The organism is Draconibacterium halophilum (genome assembly GCF_010448835.1).
Lineage (GTDB): Bacteria > Bacteroidota > Bacteroidia > Bacteroidales > Prolixibacteraceae > Draconibacterium > Draconibacterium halophilum.
Genome location: NZ_CP048409.1, coordinates 284,321 through 304,434 on the forward strand (window position 1 = coordinate 284,321; position 20,114 = coordinate 304,434).

A 20,114-nucleotide genomic window follows, 5' to 3' on the forward strand; every position below is an offset into this window, starting at 1 on the left:
ATTAAATACCCCAGGTATTTTCCGCAACCATCCAGGCTTCCAACTCCAGCGCTTCTTCCTCTTCTAACACTGGCTGAAAAAATGTTTCATTCATCATCCAGTCTTCAAGTTCAAGGCTTGTTTCTGTTGCCTCGTTGTATACAAACTGGCTGGTAGTAAATCTTGAATAATCAATCATCCATGCTTCAATCTCCATGGCAGGCTCAACGTCGTTGACGAAATAATAGCTTGTTTCTGCCGATGCAGGAATTCCTGCTACATCTTCGCTTTCAGCCGGAGATGCCATTGCAATGGCAATATCGCGAAAACCTGTATTCTCCAATAATCGTTTCCAAAAAGTTTGTGCGCTTACTGTAAAACTAATAAGGACAAAACTTACTACTACTGCTGCTGAACGTAAAATTGCTTTCTGAACATTGTTTTTTGTTTTCATGGCTTTTTGTTTTTGTTTCTGTTTTCTGATTGTTTGTTTTCTTGACTTTGAGTTTTGCTTTGTATTTTGTTTCTACGATTTTTTCTGAACTTCGCTTTTCGTTTTCTGCTTTCTAATTGTTTTCTGTTTCCGCCCTTAAGACGATTGTTTTTTGTTTCCGTTACAAGCTGCAAAGAACTTTTTTTAGGATTGTACCGTTTTTTGCATTGTTATTTGCATTACAAATATATGTCATTAATCTAGTACTTTGCAACACATAGTACCATATTTTTTAAATATAACACTGCCACAAACAACTTTAAACTTTGTATATCTGGGTGTTACACCTATTAATATTTTTTGAAAAAAATTTTATCAAATCGAAAGAGCCCTTTCTTATTTAACAATAAACATGTATTTTGGATTTGGGAAGTATTTTTAGAATCGTTAAAATGTGAATAAAAATGTTAATAACTCGAACAAATTATTTAACAACTTAATTCATGTTGGTTTGTTTTTACTCTGCATTAATGGGAATTTTATCGTGTTGGAAATAAGTGTAAAAGTTAAGGCATTGTACACAATAAGATAACATCTTTTTAACAATAACAATCAAAAGAAAAGTTTCCTTTGCTGCACAAGTTCAGGAAATTGGGGGTATTTGATTTTACGGTCAATAAAACTGCACACAAATAAAATGAAAGCCACATTAGAATATACAAGACAACATGTTCTATTAAACCATGCGCAATCTACTATTGAAGTGAGCCTCAAGCACATACATTCCACTCAGCAATTGATTTAAATTCAATATTTATATTTTAATCCAAATTAATAATTCTATGAAAAAAGCAATTTTTTCGATTGTATTACTGGCTGTTTTAAGCCTGTATTCTTTTGCAGCTAAAGCACAGGGTACTATTACCGGCGTGGTTGTAGATGCAGAAACCAATGAAGCACTCATTGGTGCAAACGTTGTTGTTGAAGGAACAACAAAAGGTACTATCGCCGATATCGATGGTAATTTTTCATTGCCTGTAGAATCTGGCGAAGTGAACCTTATTATTACCTATATTGGGTATACGAATGAAAAGGTTATTGTATCGGTATCAAATGGCCAGACAAGAGACCTGGGAACTATTGCGTTAAATTCAGATGCAATAGGTATTAATGAAGTTATGGTACTGGCTTCGGTGGCGATAAGCCGCGAAACACCGGTTGCCGTTTCAAACATTCCTGCCGAGATGATCCAAACAAAACTGGGAACACAAGAGTTTCCTGAGATTTTGAAATCAACTCCCGGTGTTTATGCAACAAAATCAGGTGGTGGTTTTGGTGACGGCCGTGTAAACCTCCGTGGTTTTAATTCGGAAAACGTTGCGGTAATGATCAACGGTGTTCCGGTAAACGACATGGAAAATGGCCGTGTATACTGGAGTAACTGGGCTGGTCTTTCTGATGTTACCCGCACTATGCAGGTACAGCGTGGTTTAGGAGCTTCCAAAGTTGCTGTTCCATCTATTGGTGGTACTATTAACATTGTTACCAAAACAACCGACATGGAACAAGGTGGTAACTTTATCTCAGGTTTTGGTAACGACGGCTACAAGAAATTTGCCGGTACACTTTCAACTGGTTTAATGGAAAACGGGTTTGCTGCCACGGCATCGTTTGCCAGCATTTCTGGTAATGGTTATATTGATGGAACCGAATTTAAAGGACACAATTACTTTGTAAACGTTTCGAAAAAAATTGGGGAGAACCACCGCATCTCGTTCACTTCATTCGGTGCTCCTCAGCGTCACGGACAGCGCCAGAACAGAAGTTTGATTTCTGCCTACAGAGAAGCAGAGAGTGACAGAAAATACAACCCTGACTGGGGGATTATGAATGGCAAAGTTACGCACGTTGAAGATAACTTCTATCATAAATCTCAAAACTCTTTCAACCATTATTGGTCAATTACACCAAATACAACACTGTCTACTTCGGTTTACGCATCGTGGGGTACCGGCGGTGGCGGTGGTAGAGGTGGCGAAAGCAGCCTTTTCAACCAGCGCTTAGGTGATTTCGATCAACCAATGGATTTGGATGCAATTGTTGATGCGAACCGTGCAAATGGTGCAAACGGTGCAATTTCGTGGTTAAGGGCATCGCACAACGACCACAGCTGGTACGGAGCACTGTCTTCATTAAACACAAAACTTACCGACAATTTAACTTTTGTTGGAGGTATTGATTTAAGAACATATACCGGACACCACTTCTACGAAGTTACCGACTTAATGGGAGGTGAATACGCTTTAAGCGACGACGACATTAACGAACCAAACAAAGCGCTGAAAGTTGGCGACAAATACAATTACTATAACGACGGTGTTGTAGGCTGGCAAGGTCTTTTTGGTCAGCTTGAGTACTCGAACGATGTATTGTCAGGATTTGTTTCTGCTTCGGTTTCAAACACTTCTTACAAACGTATCGACTATTTCAACTACCTGGATTCAGATCCACTGCAGGAAACTGATCGTTACAATTTTGTCGGTTTCATGCTCAAAGGTGGGGCAAACTATAACATTAACCAAAACCACAACGTGTTTGCCAACATTGGTTATTTTGAAAAAGCGGCCGGTTTTGATGCTGTTTTCCTGAACTACGACAACGAACACATTAACGAAGACGCTGAAAACCAAAAAATATTTAGTGTTGAATTAGGTTACGGTTACCGAACCAAAAACTTTAACGCCAACATTAACGTTTACCGCACAGCATGGAACGACCGTACGTTTACGGATGTTTTATACGGACCAGATGGCGAAGAGTTTTTTCTAAACCTGTTGGGTGTTAATGCACTTCACCAGGGGCTTGAGGTAGACGTAAAATGGGATCTTGCTACAAACCTGAGCCTTACCGGTATGTTATCGTTAGGCGACTGGAAATGGAACAATAACGTAGAGAATGTTCAGGTATATGACGATCAGCAAAATCCGATTGGTGATCCGATTAATTTATACATCGACGGCCTTAAAGTTTCAGATGCTGCACAAACAACAGCGGCTCTCGGTATAGAGTACCAGTTATTAAGTAAATCATACATTACTGTTGACTACTTCTACTTTGCCGACTATTATGCCGATTTCGAACCAACTAACGTTACCAGCGAAGGAGCTCCACAACCATGGAAAGCACCCGACTACGGAACTTTCGATGTAGGTCTGCGTCATGGATTCAAAATTGGAGAATTCGATGCTACGCTAATCGGTTCGATGAATAACGTATTTGATACTGAATACATTGCTGACGCAATTAACGGATCAGGCAACAATGCCGAAACAGCACTGGTATGGTACGGATTTGGAAGAACTTTTAGTGCCAGTTTAAAAATTGATTTTTAATTAAAAAGACATTAATACGATGAAAAAGATAACATTCATATTCGCAATACTTGCATTGATTTTTGCGACAGCATGTAACTCGCTGGATGATATACATGAGGATATCGATGCAATGGACAATCCAATCGTTGGAGATGCTGAATATACGCTGACCGATGAAGATTACGACGAACTGGAACTAAGCTACGGAAACTTCAGCAGCGAAGACGATGCCAAATCAATACTTCCCGGTTTCTTATCAGAAAAATACCCGGTTTGGGGAAATGGTTCTTCTGTACTGCTTGGCTACAAATTATATGTTGGTTCGGCACCTGGTGTTAGCGATTATACTTATGCCGATGCATACAGCGTAGCTAACGATGAATATCCTCAGGGATCACTTGGAGCTGTTGGTTTCTTCCCTGATGAAGCCCCTGCAGACTATATTGCAGATATCCTTAATGACAATGTGAGCAACGCGGAAGAAGGAGACAACCTTTTGGTGCAGTACAAACAATACACCTCCGAGCCTGTTGCCGGATATTCAAATTTTTACGAAGTTGATTTCACCGATGGCAGTTTAAATTCGTACGAAGCTTTCAGCGTTGTTGGCGACCAAGTTTGGGAAGCAACAAACTACGGTGCAAAAATGTCGGGATATGCAGGTGGTAGCCAAGACAATGAAGACTGGTTGGTTTCTCCAGCAATTGACTTAAGCGACGCATCTAATTTATTGTTTCAGGTGAGCCAGATCATCAACTATTCAAGCGAGCTTGATCTGCTTAATATTATGGTCTCAACGGATTATACAACAGGCGAAGCACCATCTACCGCAACATGGACTGCTTTAACAATAGAAACAAAACCTGACGGAAGCAACTGGGATCCGGTAGAATCAGAATTAATTGATTTCTCGGCTTACGAAGGCGAAACTATTCACGTTGCATTCAAATACGAATCAACTACTGAAACCTCGGCTACATGGGAAATAGAAAACTTTGTAATTAAAGCTGCCGGTGTTGAAGGCGAAACAGTATCAAAAGAAATCTTCTACACATACGATGGTGAAGAATGGGAAGCAGCAGAAGGCGCATACTTCTTAAGCGATGCCGATTTCGATGCAATGGGTGAAGAGTATGGTCGTCCGGGCTACTACAATAATTTCAGCAGCTCAATCTCCCCTGGTGATTACCTGTCAACGTTCATGGCAACCAATTATGCATACGGGCAGGAAGAAGATGAGATGATTATCGTTTACGATTATTACTCAAGCTCGAGCGGTGCACAGTGGCGTGGTACATTATTCAACTACACCGGCGGCGAATGGGTAGAATACGAATCAGTACAAGATGTGACCTTGCAATTTGCACACGACGGTAATGCCTGGGTACCCGACAATACGATTAAATATGCTTTCACAGGTGATGACTACGCATATGTTGTTGATCAGCTGGGTTCGACATATCCATCAGAAACAGGTAACCTGTCAAACTACGGTAACTTTAACAAATTCTCGTGGACAGATGAAATGCTCCTTGAATCAGTAACTTTAGTTATCGAAAACAACTTCCCATCAGCAGAAGAAGGTCAGAAGTTCGCAGTGACTTACACTGTATACGATGGTTCAACTCACGACGAAACAATGAACATCATTTTAGAAGGTGGTGTTTACGTACTTCAGTAAGAAATTTATTATTAACTCAATATAAAGAAAGCCGCTTTTATGCGGCTTTTTTTATGCTTCAAAACCAAACATTTAACCGATATCACTGTTTTTTATACAGGAATTTATATTTTTGCGCCCTGTTTATTCAGAATCTTAAAGATGGAACAGCTTCAGATAAATAAAATGTTGGACGAAAAGGGTTATATTGAAGAAACAATTGATCCGAGCCTTAAATTGGTTGAAGAAATTACACGCCTGAAAAAGGAAAAGAACGCTGTAATACTCAGCCACTTCTACGTTGAGGGCGAATTACAGGACATCGCCGATTACGTTGGCGACAGCCTTGGGTTAGCCCAGGCGGCGGCCAGCACCGATGCTGAGATGATTGTTTTTGTGGGCGTGCATTTTATGGCCGAAACAGCCAAAATCATCAATCCCGATAAAAAAGTGATCCTTCCCGACCTGAAAGCAAGTTGTTCGCTGGCAGAGTCGGCACCGGCTGATAAATTTGCTGAATTCAAAGCCCAATATCCCGACCATAAGGTAATTACCTATGTAAATGCAACGGCCGCATTAAAAACCATGTCCGACATTGTTTGTACATCGGCCAATGCCGAAAAAATTGTCGACAGTTTCCCTGAAGATGAGAAGCTGATTTTTGCTCCGGATAAAAACCTTGGAAACTACATTAACAGCATAACCGGCCGCAGCATGGTGTTGTGGAACGGAGCCTGCATGGTTCACGAGCAATATTCGGTTGAAAAGATTATTGACCTGATGGACAAAAATCCTGATGCTGAATTTATCGCACATCCCGAATGCGAAAAACCGGTATTACTACTGGCTAAACATATCGGCTCAACTACTGCCCTGCTAAACTACGTGCAAAGCAGCGATGCAAAGAAATTTATTGTAGCCACCGAAAGTGGTATTCTGCACCAGATGACCAAAGCGTGTCCGGATAAGGTATTTATTCCGGCGCCATCAAACGACTCAACATGCGCCTGCAACGATTGCGAATACATGAAACTAAACAGCCTGCAAAAACTTTACATCTGTTTAAAACATGAGCAGCCGGAGGTTACACTTCCTGAAGATGTAATTGAGAAAGCCCGCATCCCAATTCAACGGATGTTGGAGATATCAAAATAATAAACATAAATAAGCCTGGTAAAATTACAAATTACCAGGCTTATTTTTTATATCACGACTGTTAGTTTATCCCAACCACCGAATCGGTAGCCACCACATTTTCAACCATCAGATTTTGCTGCGATACCTCAATGGCGCGCAACAATGTTTTATCAATCTGTTTGATGATGGGATAAAAACCTTCTTCGCCCATAATATTACGGGCCACATAGGCTTTTATTTGGGTGCTAATAACCCGTCCCGAAGCTTTTAAACCTTCAGCATCCTTTTCCACACCCTTTTCTTTGGCATAAGCCACAAACTCGTTAAATGCATTGTACTTATCCATGTAATTTTCAAACTCATCAGCACTCGATAATTTTGACAGCTCATCGCGGTGCGAATCGGCATAAGCATATGCAAACGAGTAGATCAATCCCTTGCGGTAAATCTGGTTGAAATATTCCGAATTTCCAGTGGTATCAACCGGAACAAAAAATCGGGCATTATACCGCCACCGCCATAAACAACACGTCCGCCTTTGGTTTCGTAGCGCAGCGAGTCATCAAAATGAATACTGTCGGCTACCAACTGCTCCATGTTATGAAAACGCTCGTAAATATGGTTGTAATATTCTTCGTTACCATCATCGTAGGAGCTTTGAATACAACGTCCGCTGGGTGTATAAAAACGTGCTACAGTAAGGCGTAGTGCCGAGCCGTCCATCAGTGGAATTTGCTCCTGTACCAATCCTTTTCCAAACGAGCGACGTCCGATTACAAACCCGCGATCATTATCCTGCATAGCGCCGGCAAAAATTTCGCTTGCCGATGCCGAAAACTCGTCAATCATCACATAAACATCGATATCCGAGAAAGTAGCTTTTGCTGAGGCATTGTAAGTTTTTCGGGGTTGATTAATCCCTTCGGTATACAGAATGGGTTCTCCTTTTTTCAGAAATTCGTCAACCATTTGCAACACGCCTACCAGCGATCCACCGGGGTTACTGCGTAAATCGATAATCACTTTCTGTGCTCCGGAATCCTTTAGTTTCAGCATTCCTTCCACAAACTCGCGGTAGGTGGTATTGGCAAAACGGCTCACTTTAATAAAGCCGGTTTCGTTGTCAATCATATACGCCACGTCAACACTGTAAAGCGGAATATCGCCACGGGTGATTTCAAAATCCAGCTCACCATCGTAGCCCGAGCGCATCACGCCAACACTCACTTTCGAATTCTTTTCACCGCGCAACAACGACATCACTGTATTATTCCGAACATCTACTCCGGCAATTACTGAGTCGTTTACACTCACAATGCGGTCGCCAGGTAATACGCCCACCTGGCTCGACGGGCCCCCGGAAATTACTTCTATCACCCGAACCGTATCTTCCTGAATGGAGAACTGAACGCCGATACCCGAAAAGTTACCGCTCATTTCTTCCTGCACTTCGAGCATATCTTTTGCAGGAATATAGTTGGTGTGCGGATCCAGTTTTTTCAGAATCTCAGGAATCGTCTCCTCAACAATTTCGCTGGTATTAACACTGTCGACATATCCTTTATTGATTAAATCGAGAATGGTGGAAATTTTATTGGGTTGAGAAAATCCCATGCCATGAAAAGCCGGAGTAGTGGCATTTCGACTCAGCATATTCCCGATCAGAATTCCTGCTGCAACGGCTATTGCAATCAGTACTGGTAAAAGTATTGTTGTTTTCTTGTTCATAGCTTTCTTTTATGGCCAGTGCTCCAGGTTACCGGGCCTGTCCTCTCATTACTTGTTGTCATCGGCAATTTGCCGCTCTAAATATCAACCTGCTTTACCTCAATATCGGCACGTTTTAACAGGTTTATTCCATCTTCCAGTCGGTAACTTTCGGTAAACACCACACGTTTAATTCCTGCCTGAATGATGAGTTTTGAACACTCCAAACATGGCGAGGAAGTTACGTACAGAGTGGCTCCGTCGCTACTGTTTCCCGACTTGGCAACCTTTGTAATTGCATTGGCTTCGGCATGCAGCACATAAGGTTTTGTTATGTTTTCGTCGTCTTCACAAATATTTTCAAAACCCGACGGTGTCCCGTTGTATCCGTCAGAAATGATCATTTTATCTTTTACAATTAACGCGCCTACCTGGCGGCGTTTGCAATATGAATTCTGCGACCAGATATCGGCCATTTTCAGGTAGCGCTGATCAAGTAATATTTGTTTTTTGTCTTTGCTCATACAATGTTTTCCTTAATTGAATGGGTATAGTTTTTTTGTACCGATTACAAATGTAATACTGATTTCCAATAAATTCTGAAATTATAACACGTATAAACCCTTTGTTGTTGATTTTAATAATTTTTAAAGGTTGAATTGTTAAGAATTCAAAATCATCTTGTTTTTGCACCGTGGCTTCAGCCCGTTGATAAAATCCTAGCCACTGCAATAGGCTTTAGCCAATAATGCCAATTCGTTAAATGCGAAAGCAATTCTTTCTATTCTCAAAAGTCACCGCCCTAAAGGACCGTGCATAAGAAAAGTCCGCCAACAAAAAACGCCGCAAAAGCGGCGTCTTCAAATCAATTTGAAATATTGTTTATCCTTTAATTAAAAGCCATACGTCAGAGTATTTCGGGAAAGCATTACGAACTTGTGCTACTCGGCCTCGTGCTTCGGTTTCGCTCTTATACGAATTTACACAAACACGGTAATAGCCGGTTTCGCTGTGCAAAATAATTGGCGTAAAACCTTCGTCGATAAGCGTTGTACGGTAATTTTTTGCATTGTCTAACTGGCTAAACGATCCGAGAATAACAAAAAATGTATTTGCCTCATTTGCGCTCTGGTCGGTTTCATTGGTAAAAGAAACCTGCTCTTTACGCATAGCAATTGGTTTCTCGTCAACTACAGGTTCGGGTTTTGTAACCGCAGTTGGCTGCGTATTAGTTTCGCTACCCGGAACGGTAAACACTTTTGTGGGTGCTGTGGTGTCGGTCGTATATTGCGACTCGGCCTGACCCGACGATTTTTGGAATATTTTACAAGAAGATGCAGTAATTGCAAGAACTGCCAAAAGAATAACTATCCTGTTCATCTGTTTAAATTTTTATTTCTGTTTTCTGTTTAAAACTACACACGAAGATACGCATTACACCTTCGATGATTTTTCTAAACAAACGCAAGTTTTGCACAGCATGTTGTTCGCAACTACAAAATATATTAATTCGCGGGTTATTTTTTGCATTTAGTGCCGGCACCACCTCCGCCAAAAAATAGCATTACACCAATTAAATAACCAAAATTATACCACCCTCCGGCATTGGGGAAAGCATAAATTTCGTAATCGGTAAAAAGACTGGCTATAAAACTGAACAGCAAAATAAAACCGTGAAAAACACCTTTTATAAATCCCGGAGGATCGCCAATGTTTTGGAACGATTGTGTTGCACATCCGGCAAAAAGGAGTGCTGCAGCCAGAACTACTGTCAGTAAAATAAATGTACGTTTCATTTCAACATTTTTTTGATTTATAAAATTGAAGAATTCTTATCCACCAGAACAAGTTATGGTTTATTTGATTAAAAGAAAAGCTAAAGGAATAAACTACTCTTGAATTATTTGTTGCATAAAAGCAACAAATTCGGGGTATTGAGCCTTTCATTAAGCATTATAAAGTATGGATTAATAAGATCGGCTTTGTTGTAAGCCATGGTTTCAAAATTATCCTGACGAAAAACAGTGCCGCCAAATTCTTCCACCATCAATTGGCCGGGTGCGGTATCCCACTCCGAGCATGGTCCTGCTTTCAGGTACATATCGGCATTTCCTTTTATGATCTCAATTTGCTTTTTTGAACTGCCGCAATGAAGGATTTCCAGCTCAAAATTGCGTTTCATTTTTTTGATCAATTCGGCTTCGCGGGGCTTAAAAAACGAACGACTGGTAGCCACTCTGATTTTTCCATTATAAGCTCCCGGTTTCTCAATTTTTACGAAATTACCGGTATTGTCGAACTCAAATACTCCGTCTCCTTTTCCACAGTACCAGCCTTTTTCTTTTAGCGGTTCATAAATCCATCCGTTTACCGGCGCAGTTTTATTAATCAGGGCTATGTTAATACAGAATTCGCCGTTTCGTTTTATAAACTCCTTGGTGCCATCCAACGGATCGACCAAAAAATAGTTTTCCCAGGTTTTTCGGATTGTGTATTCCGGGAAATTTATTTCTTCGTCTAAAACAGGATTATCAGGGAAAATTTCTGCGAGGCCTTCATTAATAATTTTACTCGATGCTTTGTCGGCCCGGGTAACCGCGGTATTATCCGATTTACGCTGTTCATCAAAGTCGTTGCTTTCGTACACTTCAATAATCGCTTTTCCGGCTTTGGCCAGCACATCAATAACACTATATACCTTGTTTAAGTCCATTTGGCTTTAGTATTCTTGTAAATTTACGTTATCTGTTCAACCAAAAAAATCGCTGCTACAAAAACAGATGGTATTTAAATGTTTCTTTACAAACAGCCCCACAAACCCAATTTATTGATTTTCGTAATAGAATTATTATCTTTTAGCTGAAAGTAAGCCTATGATATTCAATAAAAGTAATAACAGGGAGCCGGCGGTGGCCGGACAATTTTACCCTTCTTCGGCAAACACCTTACGAAATGAATTGGAAGAATTTTTCAGCCAGGCCACTGATGTAAAGACATCACAACCGCTTCGTGCAATCGTTTCGCCGCATGCAGGTTACATTTTTAGCGGAGAGGTTGCTGCTGCCGCGTTCAATCAAATTCCGGCAAATAAAAGCTATAAGAATGTATTTGTTCTTGCATCGAGCCACCGTTATTCCTTTGGCGGCGCGTCGGTTTATACCGATGGAAATTACGAAACACCGCTGGGCGAAATTACTGTGAATAAGAAGACCGGGAAACAACTTATGGCCTCATCGTCGGTATTTGCCGACCATACCGAGTCGCACTATCACGAACACAGCCTTGAAGTTCAACTACCGTTTTTGCAATATCGTTTGGCTAATAATTTTAAACTTGTCCCAATTATTCTTGGAACCAACTCGCCCAGTACCTGCAAGAAGTTGGCAAAAGCACTGCAACCTTATTTTACAGCCAACAATTTATTTGTTGTCAGCACCGATTTTTCGCATTTTCCAACTTATGAAAATGCAAAGTTAGTAGACCAGTTAACGGCTGATGCCATTTGCAAAAACCACCCAAAAAAATTGTTGAAAACACTCGAAAAGAATAAAAACAAACCAATTGAAAATTTGGCCACCTCGTTGTGCGGCTGGACTTCGGTATTAACGCTGTTGTACCTTACCAAAAACAAAAATTTTGAATTTAAGCAACTGACCTATAAAAACTCGGGCGACAGCCAGCTTTATGGTGGAAAAGACCGCGTTGTTGGCTATTGGGCGCTGGGTGTTTACGAGAAAGCTGTTTTTGAAATCAGCGCTTCAGAAAAACAGGAAATTTTACAACTGGCCCGAAATTCAATTGCCCGGTTTTTGGGAACAGACGTGAAAGAAAATACGCACAAAAAGTACGATGACAGCATATTGGATAAGAAAGCCGGAGCTTTTATCAGCATTTATATCGACAATGATTTGCGTGGCTGCATTGGCGGGTTTGCCGGTGAAAAAACCTTACGCGAAATGATCAAACGTTTTGCCGTTTCGGCTACAAACGACCAACGTTTTGATCCGGTTGAAGCTTCTGAACTGGATAGAATGACGCTGGAAGTTTCGGTTTTAACACCTTTGAAAAAAATTAAATCGATTGATGAAATTGAGCTGGGCAAACACGGCATTTATATTAAAAGCGGGTTTAACTCGGGCACTTTTCTGCCACAGGTTGTTGAAAAAACAGGGTGGAGCAAAAAGGAATTTTTGGGAAGATGCTCGAAAAACAAAGCCGGAATTGGATGGAACGGTTGGAAAACGGCCGAACTTTATACCTACGAGGTAGTGATTGTAAAAGATAATCAGGAAAAAACCTCCTGAAGCACTTTTAACGATTTTATTTCGCCCAGCGTATCAAAATGCAAGCGGTAATAATCAATCAATTTTTCAATCAGCGAATCGCGCATGCTGCGTTTCATTTTCAAACTATTTAATTCGTTTAGCTTCAACAAAGCCAGTTTTACCAGAATTGCTGTTGCTTCCTTGTTCGCAAACATTGGGTGCGATGGCTCGAAAGGCACCACTGCTCCTTTTTGCAGATCGAGCCAGCCCTGAAAACCAACTTGTGTTGTATCGGGCATAAATCCGAGGTACTCGGTTAAATGAAAGAGAAAATACAAATGAAAATTTGTCTTGCCCTCATCCATCAGATCGAGATAAAGCAAAGCGTTTTTTATAAACTCAAACAATTCCGGGTAACTTTCCTGTTCGTGGATGGTTTTATACAACACCTCGGCCAGAAAGATAGCCTGTGTAGACTTTACAATGTCAAAAGGAATTTCCTGGTAAGTGTTCAGGTTTTTCAGCGTTCTAATTCGCTGCAGATCGCGGTTTTGCTTCTGGTAGGCTTCCAGTTCAACCATAAATAAGGGCTGCAATAAACCCGCTTTATTTTTTGATTTTCGGCTCCGGGCAGCATTGATCAGATAACTTTGCCGGCCAAATTCTTTGGTAAAAACAGTGGTGATAACACTGCTTTCGCCATATTTTATCGTGTGTAAAACAATGCCTTCCGTAGCCGTTATCATATATCAGTTAAGCTTCTGTTGAATCTGGATCAATGGATAAACAATATTTTTGTGATGTGGGTTTCTTCGCCATTTTCATCATTACAAAATACCAGGTAAACACCGGTTTTTACACGGTTGCCGTTCAGGTTATTCCCGTCCCAAACTGCCTGGCCACCAAACGATGTGGTTTTGTATACCAAATTACCGGTGATGTCGGTAATTTTTACATCGGTATTTTCAATTAACCCGGCAATCGTTACCGGACCATCGTAAGTTTCTCTAACCGGATTTGGATAAACGTACACATCGCTGTACGTATCTGCTCCACCTGTTGCTTCACCCTGATAGGAAATTAACCCTTTGTCGGTTCCTAAAAATACCTCTCCGTTTTTCTCATTTATGGCAATTGACAGAATATTATTTGAAAGTAAGGGACTGTTTTCGGTTGTAAAATGTTCAACTTCTGCCTCGCCTGTTTCCGACACTAAAAATACTCCTGAGTTTTTAGTTCCCAGCCATTTTCGGTTAGCGCCGTCAACGGCAATAGCAGTAACAGTTTCGGTTTCCAACAGTGGATGATAGATACCATCATTTAAATCGAGCCCCGGTTGAGTAGCATAAAAAGTTTCCGAATTCCATATTCTCGACGGGTTACTATACACTGCCACTCCTTTTGAACTCCCAATCCAAATGGCACCCTCCTGATCTTCAGCAATAGCAAACACATCATTCATTCGCGTAGTAATCTCATCGGTACCGTTGCTAAAATAGGTGGTTACAAACAATCTTCTCTTCTGATCACCGTTTCTGTTCACCACGTAGGCATCGTGCCCCGGAACCAACATCCACTTGTCCTCATTTTCATTCACAATGATAGTGGTAACATTTCGGCTATTGGCAATCTCGGGCAATTCAAACGATTCCCAATCGCCGGTTGGCGATAACTTATGCAAATTATGCGCGCATTCAGCGTTGGTAATCCATAAGTTCCCCTCCGAATCGAAACTCATTCCTCCTACTCGTGTATACGGCTCATTGGGCTGCTCCGGCAATGCCGTTTCCAGCGGGCTATTCAGATTATAATACCGTTCCACCAATTCATCATTGCGGTACTCTAACAAGCCACCACCCCAGCTGGCAGCAAAAAAGTGATTTGGATCGCGGGGATCCACTTCTATAGCCAAAATGTTATGAAATCCCTCCAACTCAGGATGTGTTTCTTCGGTAAAATAAGTCCATCCATTGTTATTATAACGCTGGAAAAGGGGCCTGATAAACCCTGTAGTACTACCCGGAGTCATCCAAATTTCTGAATTAAATGCTCCAACAAAAAACATGTCGTTATTTATTGGCCCTGGAGGTAAGGTTTGCTCAAAGCTTTCGTTGTAATAGCGTACCAACACTTCATTATTATCAGCAATCCAAACCGAACCGTCGGCAGAAATGCCCGCACTTCGTGGATTGACGTCTTCTTCCGTCCCATTATTAAATGCGTAGTTATCGATCCGTCCGATTTGCGAATGATTGTTATCGATAATAAATACAGCACTGCGACTGGCAATGGTTAAATATTCACCATTACTTTGTATATCAAAAGCATAGCGAATAGACGAATTGTAAGCCTCCCAGGTACTGTTAGTAAGAATATACATTTCATCCAGGTACCACTCGCCCGCTGCATAATTGGCAATTATGTTCCCCGCATGATTAACCAGATGATTAAAAACATCATCAGCGCGCGGAATATCATCTACATGAATCCAGTTGGCAAAATTGGCCAGATTGGGTTCATTTTTATCTGCCCGGTAAATTCCCTGATTGGTAGCAGCAAAAATCGAATTGTTATCTGTTTCAACATCATTCACTACCAGGGAAGATCCACCGTCGCCGATATAGTAGGTGTCTTTTACTTCCTGCCTTTCAAGGTTCAGCACTACAATTCCAAAACCACAGGCCAAATAAGCTTCATTTCCGGAGAAACAAATGTTGTTGATGACCTTGTTTCCAACAATGGTTTTCCGCTTTATATCCGACAGGTTAACAACCTCTCCATTATCATAAAGCAGATCGATATTGCTGTTTTCGTATGCAATCACCAGCACCTCATTCTGATCGTTGTAAGCGATGGTTTTTACTCCAAAATCCGACAACTGAATGGCATCGCCAAACTTATTTACACTGTTGTCTTCCAGATCGTAATAAAACAAACCACCCTCGGTTAAACAGTAAACTTTATTGGGCGAAACAGCAATTTTACTGGCATTATTATACGAAAGATAATCATGCCACGATCCCTGTTCGCGTTGTGCCTGCGAAACAAAAAACGGAAGTAAAATAATTGCAGAAAGTATAAATCGTTTTATCATTTAATCCAGCTTTTTTAAATAATCGACCAGTTTTTGTACGGCTCTTCCCCGGTGACTGATCTTGTTTTTATCTTCGAGGCCCATTTCAGCAAACGATTGATCAAAGCCTTCAGGTTTAAAAATAGGGTCGTAACCAAATCCCGAATCGCCACATTTCTCCTTCAGTATTTCACCGTTTACAATTCCTTCAAACTGCTTCTCTTCACCATCAATCACCAGCGAAATTACAGTTCTAAAACGTGCTTTCCGTTCATTTATTTTAGCCAGTTTTTGCAATACCTTATTCATATTCGCCTCCGAATTTTTGTCTTCGCCGGCATAACGAGCCGAAAAAACTCCGGGTTCAGCATTCAGCGCTTCAATTTCCAAACCGGTGTCGTCGGCAAAACAATTCATGCCGTATTTGTCGTAGACGTAATAAGCTTTTTCGCTGGCATTGCCTTCAAGAGTAGGCTGTTCCTCCGGGATTTCATCGAAACATTCAATATCTTTTAAACTCAAAAGGGTGAATTCATCACCCAGAATAGCTTGCAGTTCTTCTAATTTATGTTTGTTGTTTGTCGCAAAAACGAGCTTCATAATATGTAATTTTAGCCTGAAAAATTCATGCAATTTTTCACACAATGTGTTGACGATTGAAAATCTGCAAGATATACGTTTTAAATGAATCAAGCTAAAGATTATCAATGTCAAGGTTAACCCTGACAAATAATTGTTTTTCAATTATTTCGTCAGTCCTTCGGATAATTAATTCATCTTAATGAATTAATTAGGTTAGGTAAAAATAAGAAAATGCCTCTACTTTGAAGGTACATTAAGGAATAGCTTTTTAAGGCACAAAAAAACCGCATGATCTAAATCAGCGGTTTCTACTATCGTAATAATTTTTTTTAATCGCAGGTGCAGGTTTCCATGCAATCAACAATCTGACTCAAGATGTTGTATTTCAGGTAATAATAAGTATTCTTTCCTTCTCGTTTCGAGCACAAAACCCTTTATCGCGCAATATGCCTAAATGATGAGATGTGGTTGACTGCTCGATCTTAAGCAGTTCGTGTATCTCGGTAACTGTTAATTTCTTTCCTCCCTCCAGATGCTTCAAAATAGCAATCCGCATCGGATGTGCCATTGCTTTCAGCATACTGGCAGCAACCTCCAAGCGTTCAACATTTATCTCCTTGATATCTACCATGGTTATACCTTTAAAAATGCAAATATATAAATATTTAAGATTTGTTTACTCCTTTTTTGTTTGCTGATAGCTAACATTTGTACAAAATGGATAATTTTTAGATTTTTTAAATAAAAAGCCTGTTTTTATTTAAAATTATTCTATGTTCGTTCATCGAAAGCGAAGTTGGAAAAAGCAATGACGACGATTAAGAAAATAAAGGCCCCAATACAACAGGAACTGCATGATTTTGAGCCCTATTTTAAAAATTCATTGCAAAGCGATATTCCCTTGCTGGCAACCATTTTAAATTTCCTTTATCGTACAAAAGGTAAGCAGCTGCGCCCCATGTTTGTATTCTTATCGGCAAAACTGCACGGCGGAACCAACGAATCTTCAAAACTGGCTGCCTGCTCGGTGGAATTATTGCACACCGCCACATTGGTACACGACGATGTGGTTGACGAGTCGTACGAACGCCGCGGATCATTTTCGGTTAAAGCGCTTTGGAAAAACAAACTGGCCGTTTTGGTGGGCGATTATATTTTAGCCCGCGGACTGCTGCTGCAACTCGAAAGCAAAAAATACAATTTCCTTCATCTTATTTCACGTGCGGTTCAGGATATGGCCGAGGGAGAAATTCTGCAGATGAAAAAAAGCCGCAAACTCGACATCGATGATGAAACGTATTTCGAGATCATCCGCAAAAAAACAGCTTCGTTGATTGCAACCAGCATGGCCATTGGCGCTGCATCGGCAGTTGATGACGAGGCGATAATTGAAAAAATGTACAGCATTGGGCAAGATGCCGGAATCGCCTTCCAGATAAAAGATGATATTTTCGATTACCAGTCGAAAGGCCTGCTGGGCAAACCAACGGGTAACGACATAAAGGAAAAGAAAATTACCCTGCCGCTGCTTCATGTGTTAAACGAGGCCGACAGAAGTGAACGCAAACGTATTTTAAGGCTGATAAAGCGCAAAAATAACAGTTCTACCGTAGTTGAAGAATTAATTCAGTTGGTAACCGAAAAAGGTGGCCTTGAATACGCCGAGCAAAAAATGAATGAGTTTAAAGATAAAGCGATTTCGGGCTTAAAAGAATTTCCGGAATGCGAAGCGCGCGAATCGCTTATCGAGCTGATGAACTACATTGCTACCCGCAAAAAATAACCATTGTGCTTTCTGATATTTAAAACGCGGCTATCGTCGAAGATTAAATATTGCCCTTTTATTCCGGCCAATGTTCCTGTAATTTCAGGGAGCTTATCAAAACCAACACTTTTAATTTTCACCGGAAACTGCTCCACCGGATAATTTATTTCAGTAACCTCATTTTCAACATCAATATATTTTTGCAGTTCCAGTGGCAGCAAATTTGTAATTCGTTCTTTTTCAGCTGCCAGATCAAAATCTTTTAATATCTCGTTTTTTAACATCGACCGCCAGTTGGTTTTATCGCTAAAATGATTTTTTAGAAACACCTCGATAACACCGGCAATATGGCGGTTTGGCGTTTTTGCAATTTTAATGGCGTAACTCGCTCCCTGATCGATCCACCGCGTAGGAATTTGATGACCGCGTGTAACACCAACTTTTAAAGCACTTGCCACTGCCAGGTAAACAAAATGATCAATCATATCGTGTTTTTCGGCCCATTCCATATCGCGGGCAATTCCAAAATGTGCTTTCGACAACTCGGGGCGAAGAATCGACTCGCTGGCTTCGGGAGCGGTTTGAAGACAGTTGTAACAAAATCCCTGGCTAAACGATGTTTTCGTTTTCTTCCCACACGAAATGCAATTAATTTGTCCGTCAAATTGCATCGAAATTTCTTTCCCAATCAACGCATTCATATCAATTTGTTCGCCGCCAATAGGTAGCATATATTTTACCGGAGCATTAAGCTCAGTAAGCATTTTTCTTATGTTGCCTTCAAATTCCATAATCATCATTTTCTGACGTGAAAATAATACAGATGCCTGAGGATGCAAGCTTTGTTTGGAAATTAATCATCAAAGCCCGGTCGTTTAAATTCCATCACTCCGGGAAATGTTTTTAGCATCTGCTTTTTTATTTGCGTCAGCTCGAGTAAAAACTGCAGGATTTCATCTTCCATTTCACTGAAACCGTTATAAAACAACGAAAGCGCATCCATCGAACGATTTATGGCAATTATGGCAATCTTCGCCGATCCCAGATTATCAGCATATAAACCGTATTCATCGTCGGGGTCGTTTTGTCGTTGCTCCAGCTCCAAATGTGCACGATGAACTTTTGCCCCAATAAAAGCACTGTACCATTGAATAACTTCTGCCGCATCACGGTATTTAAACATCGACTCATCATCATCGATCATTACCAGTTTTTCTGCTTTGGCCGAAAAAAGTACCTTATGCTTATTCATCCATTTGTGAATGTTTATTCCGTAATTGCGGGCTTGTACTTCCAGTGGTGTTTCAATGTGTTCGGGCAATTCAATCTCTTCCACATCGTCCAGGTCAATTCCTTCGTGGTCGGCATCTTCTTCAATCATTTCCATGGTTACTTCCCAGGCCAATCGAATTTGTTCCCAAAAGTTTTTATTCTCTTCATCGGGATTTTGCGAATCACCCTCTGCTTTTGTTTCCTGTTCATGTAAATAGGTCAAACATTTCTGCGTCATGGTACACCGTTCGCACCAGCGGTCGCAATAATTGTAAATTCCAGGAACAAGATCCTCCCTTTTTGCCAGATCGAGCAACGTTTGCTTGAAGTGTTCTTTTTTCGATTTCATAAGTGCCAGACAAGTAGTATTAGCACAGTAACAAGGTAAATCGATAAAAAGTTGATAGTATCTTTAGCGCAGCTAAAGATTAGTGTCGTTTGCCACGCCCAAAATGCCGAGGTAGAGCAGTTTTGCAGCATCTTCCATAATCTCGGGAGTTAACACATTTGTTTTGTCGGCGGGCATGTGGTAATGCACCGGGTATACCGAATTACGTGTCCACAGGCCAAATGTTTTAATTCCAACATTTTCAAAATTTGATGCATCGGAACGTGGCCGGCCATAATTCTTTCGAACTGCTGAAGCCCCCATTTCGCGGTGGATATAGTTATTGTTGGCCCGTTCAAAATGACTAAACAATGCCGAATGCGTTTTTCCGCCCGACACAAAAAATCCGGTTCCGTTTCCAACCATATCCAGGTTCATCATCATTTTTGTTTTTTCTATCGGGAATAATGGATTTTTGCAGTAATATTTCGAGCCATACAAACCACATTCCTCACCACCTAAAAGAATAAAAAGTATTG

General features: G+C 40.7%; 19 protein-coding genes. 5 read left to right on the forward strand and 14 right to left on the reverse strand.

Annotation, left to right across the window (positions count from 1 at the left end; translation table 11 throughout):
• Position 1: 1 nt before the first annotated feature.
• A complete protein-coding gene (locus G0Q07_RS00930; RefSeq protein ID WP_163344314.1) occupies positions 2-433 on the reverse strand; it encodes a hypothetical protein in 432 nt (143 codons plus the stop codon).
• 821 nt (positions 434-1,254) lie between these two features.
• On the opposite strand from G0Q07_RS00930, the gene G0Q07_RS00935 reads away from it, so the two are divergent.
• The 3 genes from G0Q07_RS00935 to nadA all read left to right on the forward strand — a co-directional run bounded on the left by G0Q07_RS00935 (position 1,255) and on the right by nadA (position 6,601).
• Positions 1,255-3,804 (forward strand): TonB-dependent receptor, encoded by a 2,550-nt coding sequence (locus G0Q07_RS00935; protein WP_163344315.1) that lies wholly within the window; start codon positions 1,255-1,257, stop codon positions 3,802-3,804.
• A gap of 19 nt (positions 3,805-3,823) precedes the next feature.
• Positions 3,824-5,467: a choice-of-anchor J domain-containing protein gene (locus G0Q07_RS00940; protein WP_163344316.1), complete on the forward strand. Its 1,644-nt coding sequence runs from the start codon at positions 3,824-3,826 to the stop codon at positions 5,465-5,467.
• Between the two features lie 141 nt (positions 5,468-5,608).
• The gene (gene nadA / locus G0Q07_RS00945; protein ID WP_163344317.1) at positions 5,609-6,601 is read left to right on the forward strand and encodes a quinolinate synthase NadA; all 993 of its coding nucleotides are present in this window, start codon (positions 5,609-5,611) and stop codon (positions 6,599-6,601) included.
• Positions 6,602-6,662: 61 nt separating this feature from the next.
• Here the strand turns inward: nadA and G0Q07_RS00950 are convergent, their stop codons facing one another.
• The 6 genes from G0Q07_RS00950 to G0Q07_RS00975 form a co-directional block, all read right to left on the reverse strand.
• Positions 6,663-7,016, reverse strand: coding sequence for a hypothetical protein (locus G0Q07_RS00950; RefSeq protein ID WP_163344318.1), 354 nt, complete (start codon positions 7,014-7,016; stop codon positions 6,663-6,665).
• On the reverse strand, positions 7,013-8,311 hold the full coding sequence (locus G0Q07_RS00955; RefSeq protein WP_163344319.1) for a S41 family peptidase: 1,299 nt from the start codon (positions 8,309-8,311) through the stop codon (positions 7,013-7,015). Before G0Q07_RS00955 ends, G0Q07_RS00950 begins: the two co-directional genes overlap by 4 nt.
• A gap of 77 nt (positions 8,312-8,388) precedes the next feature.
• The gene (locus G0Q07_RS00960; RefSeq protein ID WP_163344320.1) at positions 8,389-8,814 is read right to left on the reverse strand and encodes a deoxycytidylate deaminase; all 426 of its coding nucleotides are present in this window, start codon (positions 8,812-8,814) and stop codon (positions 8,389-8,391) included.
• A 358-nt stretch (positions 8,815-9,172) separates the two neighbouring features.
• Positions 9,173-9,670 (reverse strand): SPOR domain-containing protein, encoded by a 498-nt coding sequence (locus G0Q07_RS00965; protein ID WP_163344321.1) that lies wholly within the window; start codon positions 9,668-9,670, stop codon positions 9,173-9,175.
• A 137-nt stretch (positions 9,671-9,807) separates the two neighbouring features.
• Complete coding sequence (locus tag G0Q07_RS00970; RefSeq protein ID WP_163344322.1) at positions 9,808-10,086, reverse strand: hypothetical protein; 279 nt, start codon at positions 10,084-10,086, stop codon at positions 9,808-9,810.
• 104 nt (positions 10,087-10,190) lie between these two features.
• The gene (locus G0Q07_RS00975; RefSeq protein WP_163344323.1) at positions 10,191-11,003 is read right to left on the reverse strand and encodes a 3'(2'),5'-bisphosphate nucleotidase CysQ family protein; all 813 of its coding nucleotides are present in this window, start codon (positions 11,001-11,003) and stop codon (positions 10,191-10,193) included.
• A gap of 160 nt (positions 11,004-11,163) precedes the next feature.
• Between G0Q07_RS00975 and amrB the strand changes: the two genes are divergently transcribed.
• A complete protein-coding gene (gene amrB, locus G0Q07_RS00980) occupies positions 11,164-12,594 on the forward strand; it encodes an AmmeMemoRadiSam system protein B (RefSeq protein WP_163344324.1) in 1,431 nt (476 codons plus the stop codon).
• Here the strand turns inward: amrB and recO are convergent.
• From recO to G0Q07_RS01000, 4 genes are all read right to left on the reverse strand, one after another.
• Positions 12,576-13,301, reverse strand: coding sequence for a DNA repair protein RecO (recO, locus tag G0Q07_RS00985; RefSeq protein WP_163344325.1), 726 nt, complete (start codon positions 13,299-13,301; stop codon positions 12,576-12,578). The genes amrB and recO overlap by 19 nt on opposite strands.
• Positions 13,302-13,330: 29 nt before the next feature.
• On the reverse strand, positions 13,331-15,649 hold the full coding sequence (gene porZ / locus G0Q07_RS00990; protein WP_163344326.1) for a type IX secretion system anionic LPS delivery protein PorZ: 2,319 nt from the start codon (positions 15,647-15,649) through the stop codon (positions 13,331-13,333).
• Positions 15,650-16,228 carry a non-canonical purine NTP diphosphatase gene (locus G0Q07_RS00995; RefSeq protein WP_163344327.1) on the reverse strand — a complete coding sequence of 193 codons (579 nt, stop codon included), beginning with the start codon at positions 16,226-16,228 and terminating at the stop codon, positions 15,650-15,652.
• Positions 16,229-16,595: 367 nt separating this feature from the next.
• Entirely contained in the window at positions 16,596-16,841 is a 246-nt protein-coding gene (locus G0Q07_RS01000) for an ArsR/SmtB family transcription factor (protein ID WP_246222959.1), read from the reverse strand.
• A gap of 177 nt (positions 16,842-17,018) precedes the next feature.
• Between G0Q07_RS01000 and G0Q07_RS01005 the strand changes: the two genes are divergently transcribed.
• Positions 17,019-17,993, forward strand: coding sequence for a polyprenyl synthetase family protein (locus tag G0Q07_RS01005; RefSeq protein ID WP_163344328.1), 975 nt, complete (start codon positions 17,019-17,021; stop codon positions 17,991-17,993).
• On the opposite strand, the gene G0Q07_RS01010 is transcribed toward G0Q07_RS01005, so the two are convergent.
• The 3 genes from G0Q07_RS01010 to G0Q07_RS20950 all read right to left on the reverse strand — a co-directional run bounded on the left by G0Q07_RS01010 (position 17,969) and on the right by G0Q07_RS20950 (position 20,112).
• Positions 17,969-18,766: a DUF2797 domain-containing protein gene (locus G0Q07_RS01010; RefSeq protein ID WP_163344329.1), complete on the reverse strand. Its 798-nt coding sequence runs from the start codon at positions 18,764-18,766 to the stop codon at positions 17,969-17,971. The genes G0Q07_RS01005 and G0Q07_RS01010 overlap by 25 nt on opposite strands.
• 62 nt (positions 18,767-18,828) lie before the next feature.
• The gene (locus tag G0Q07_RS01015) at positions 18,829-19,596 is read right to left on the reverse strand and encodes a hypothetical protein (RefSeq protein WP_163344330.1); all 768 of its coding nucleotides are present in this window, start codon (positions 19,594-19,596) and stop codon (positions 18,829-18,831) included.
• Between the two features lie 72 nt (positions 19,597-19,668).
• Positions 19,669-20,112 (reverse strand): M28 family metallopeptidase, encoded by a 444-nt coding sequence (locus tag G0Q07_RS20950; protein ID WP_163348849.1) that lies wholly within the window; start codon positions 20,110-20,112, stop codon positions 19,669-19,671.
• Positions 20,113-20,114: the final 2 nt, after the last annotated feature.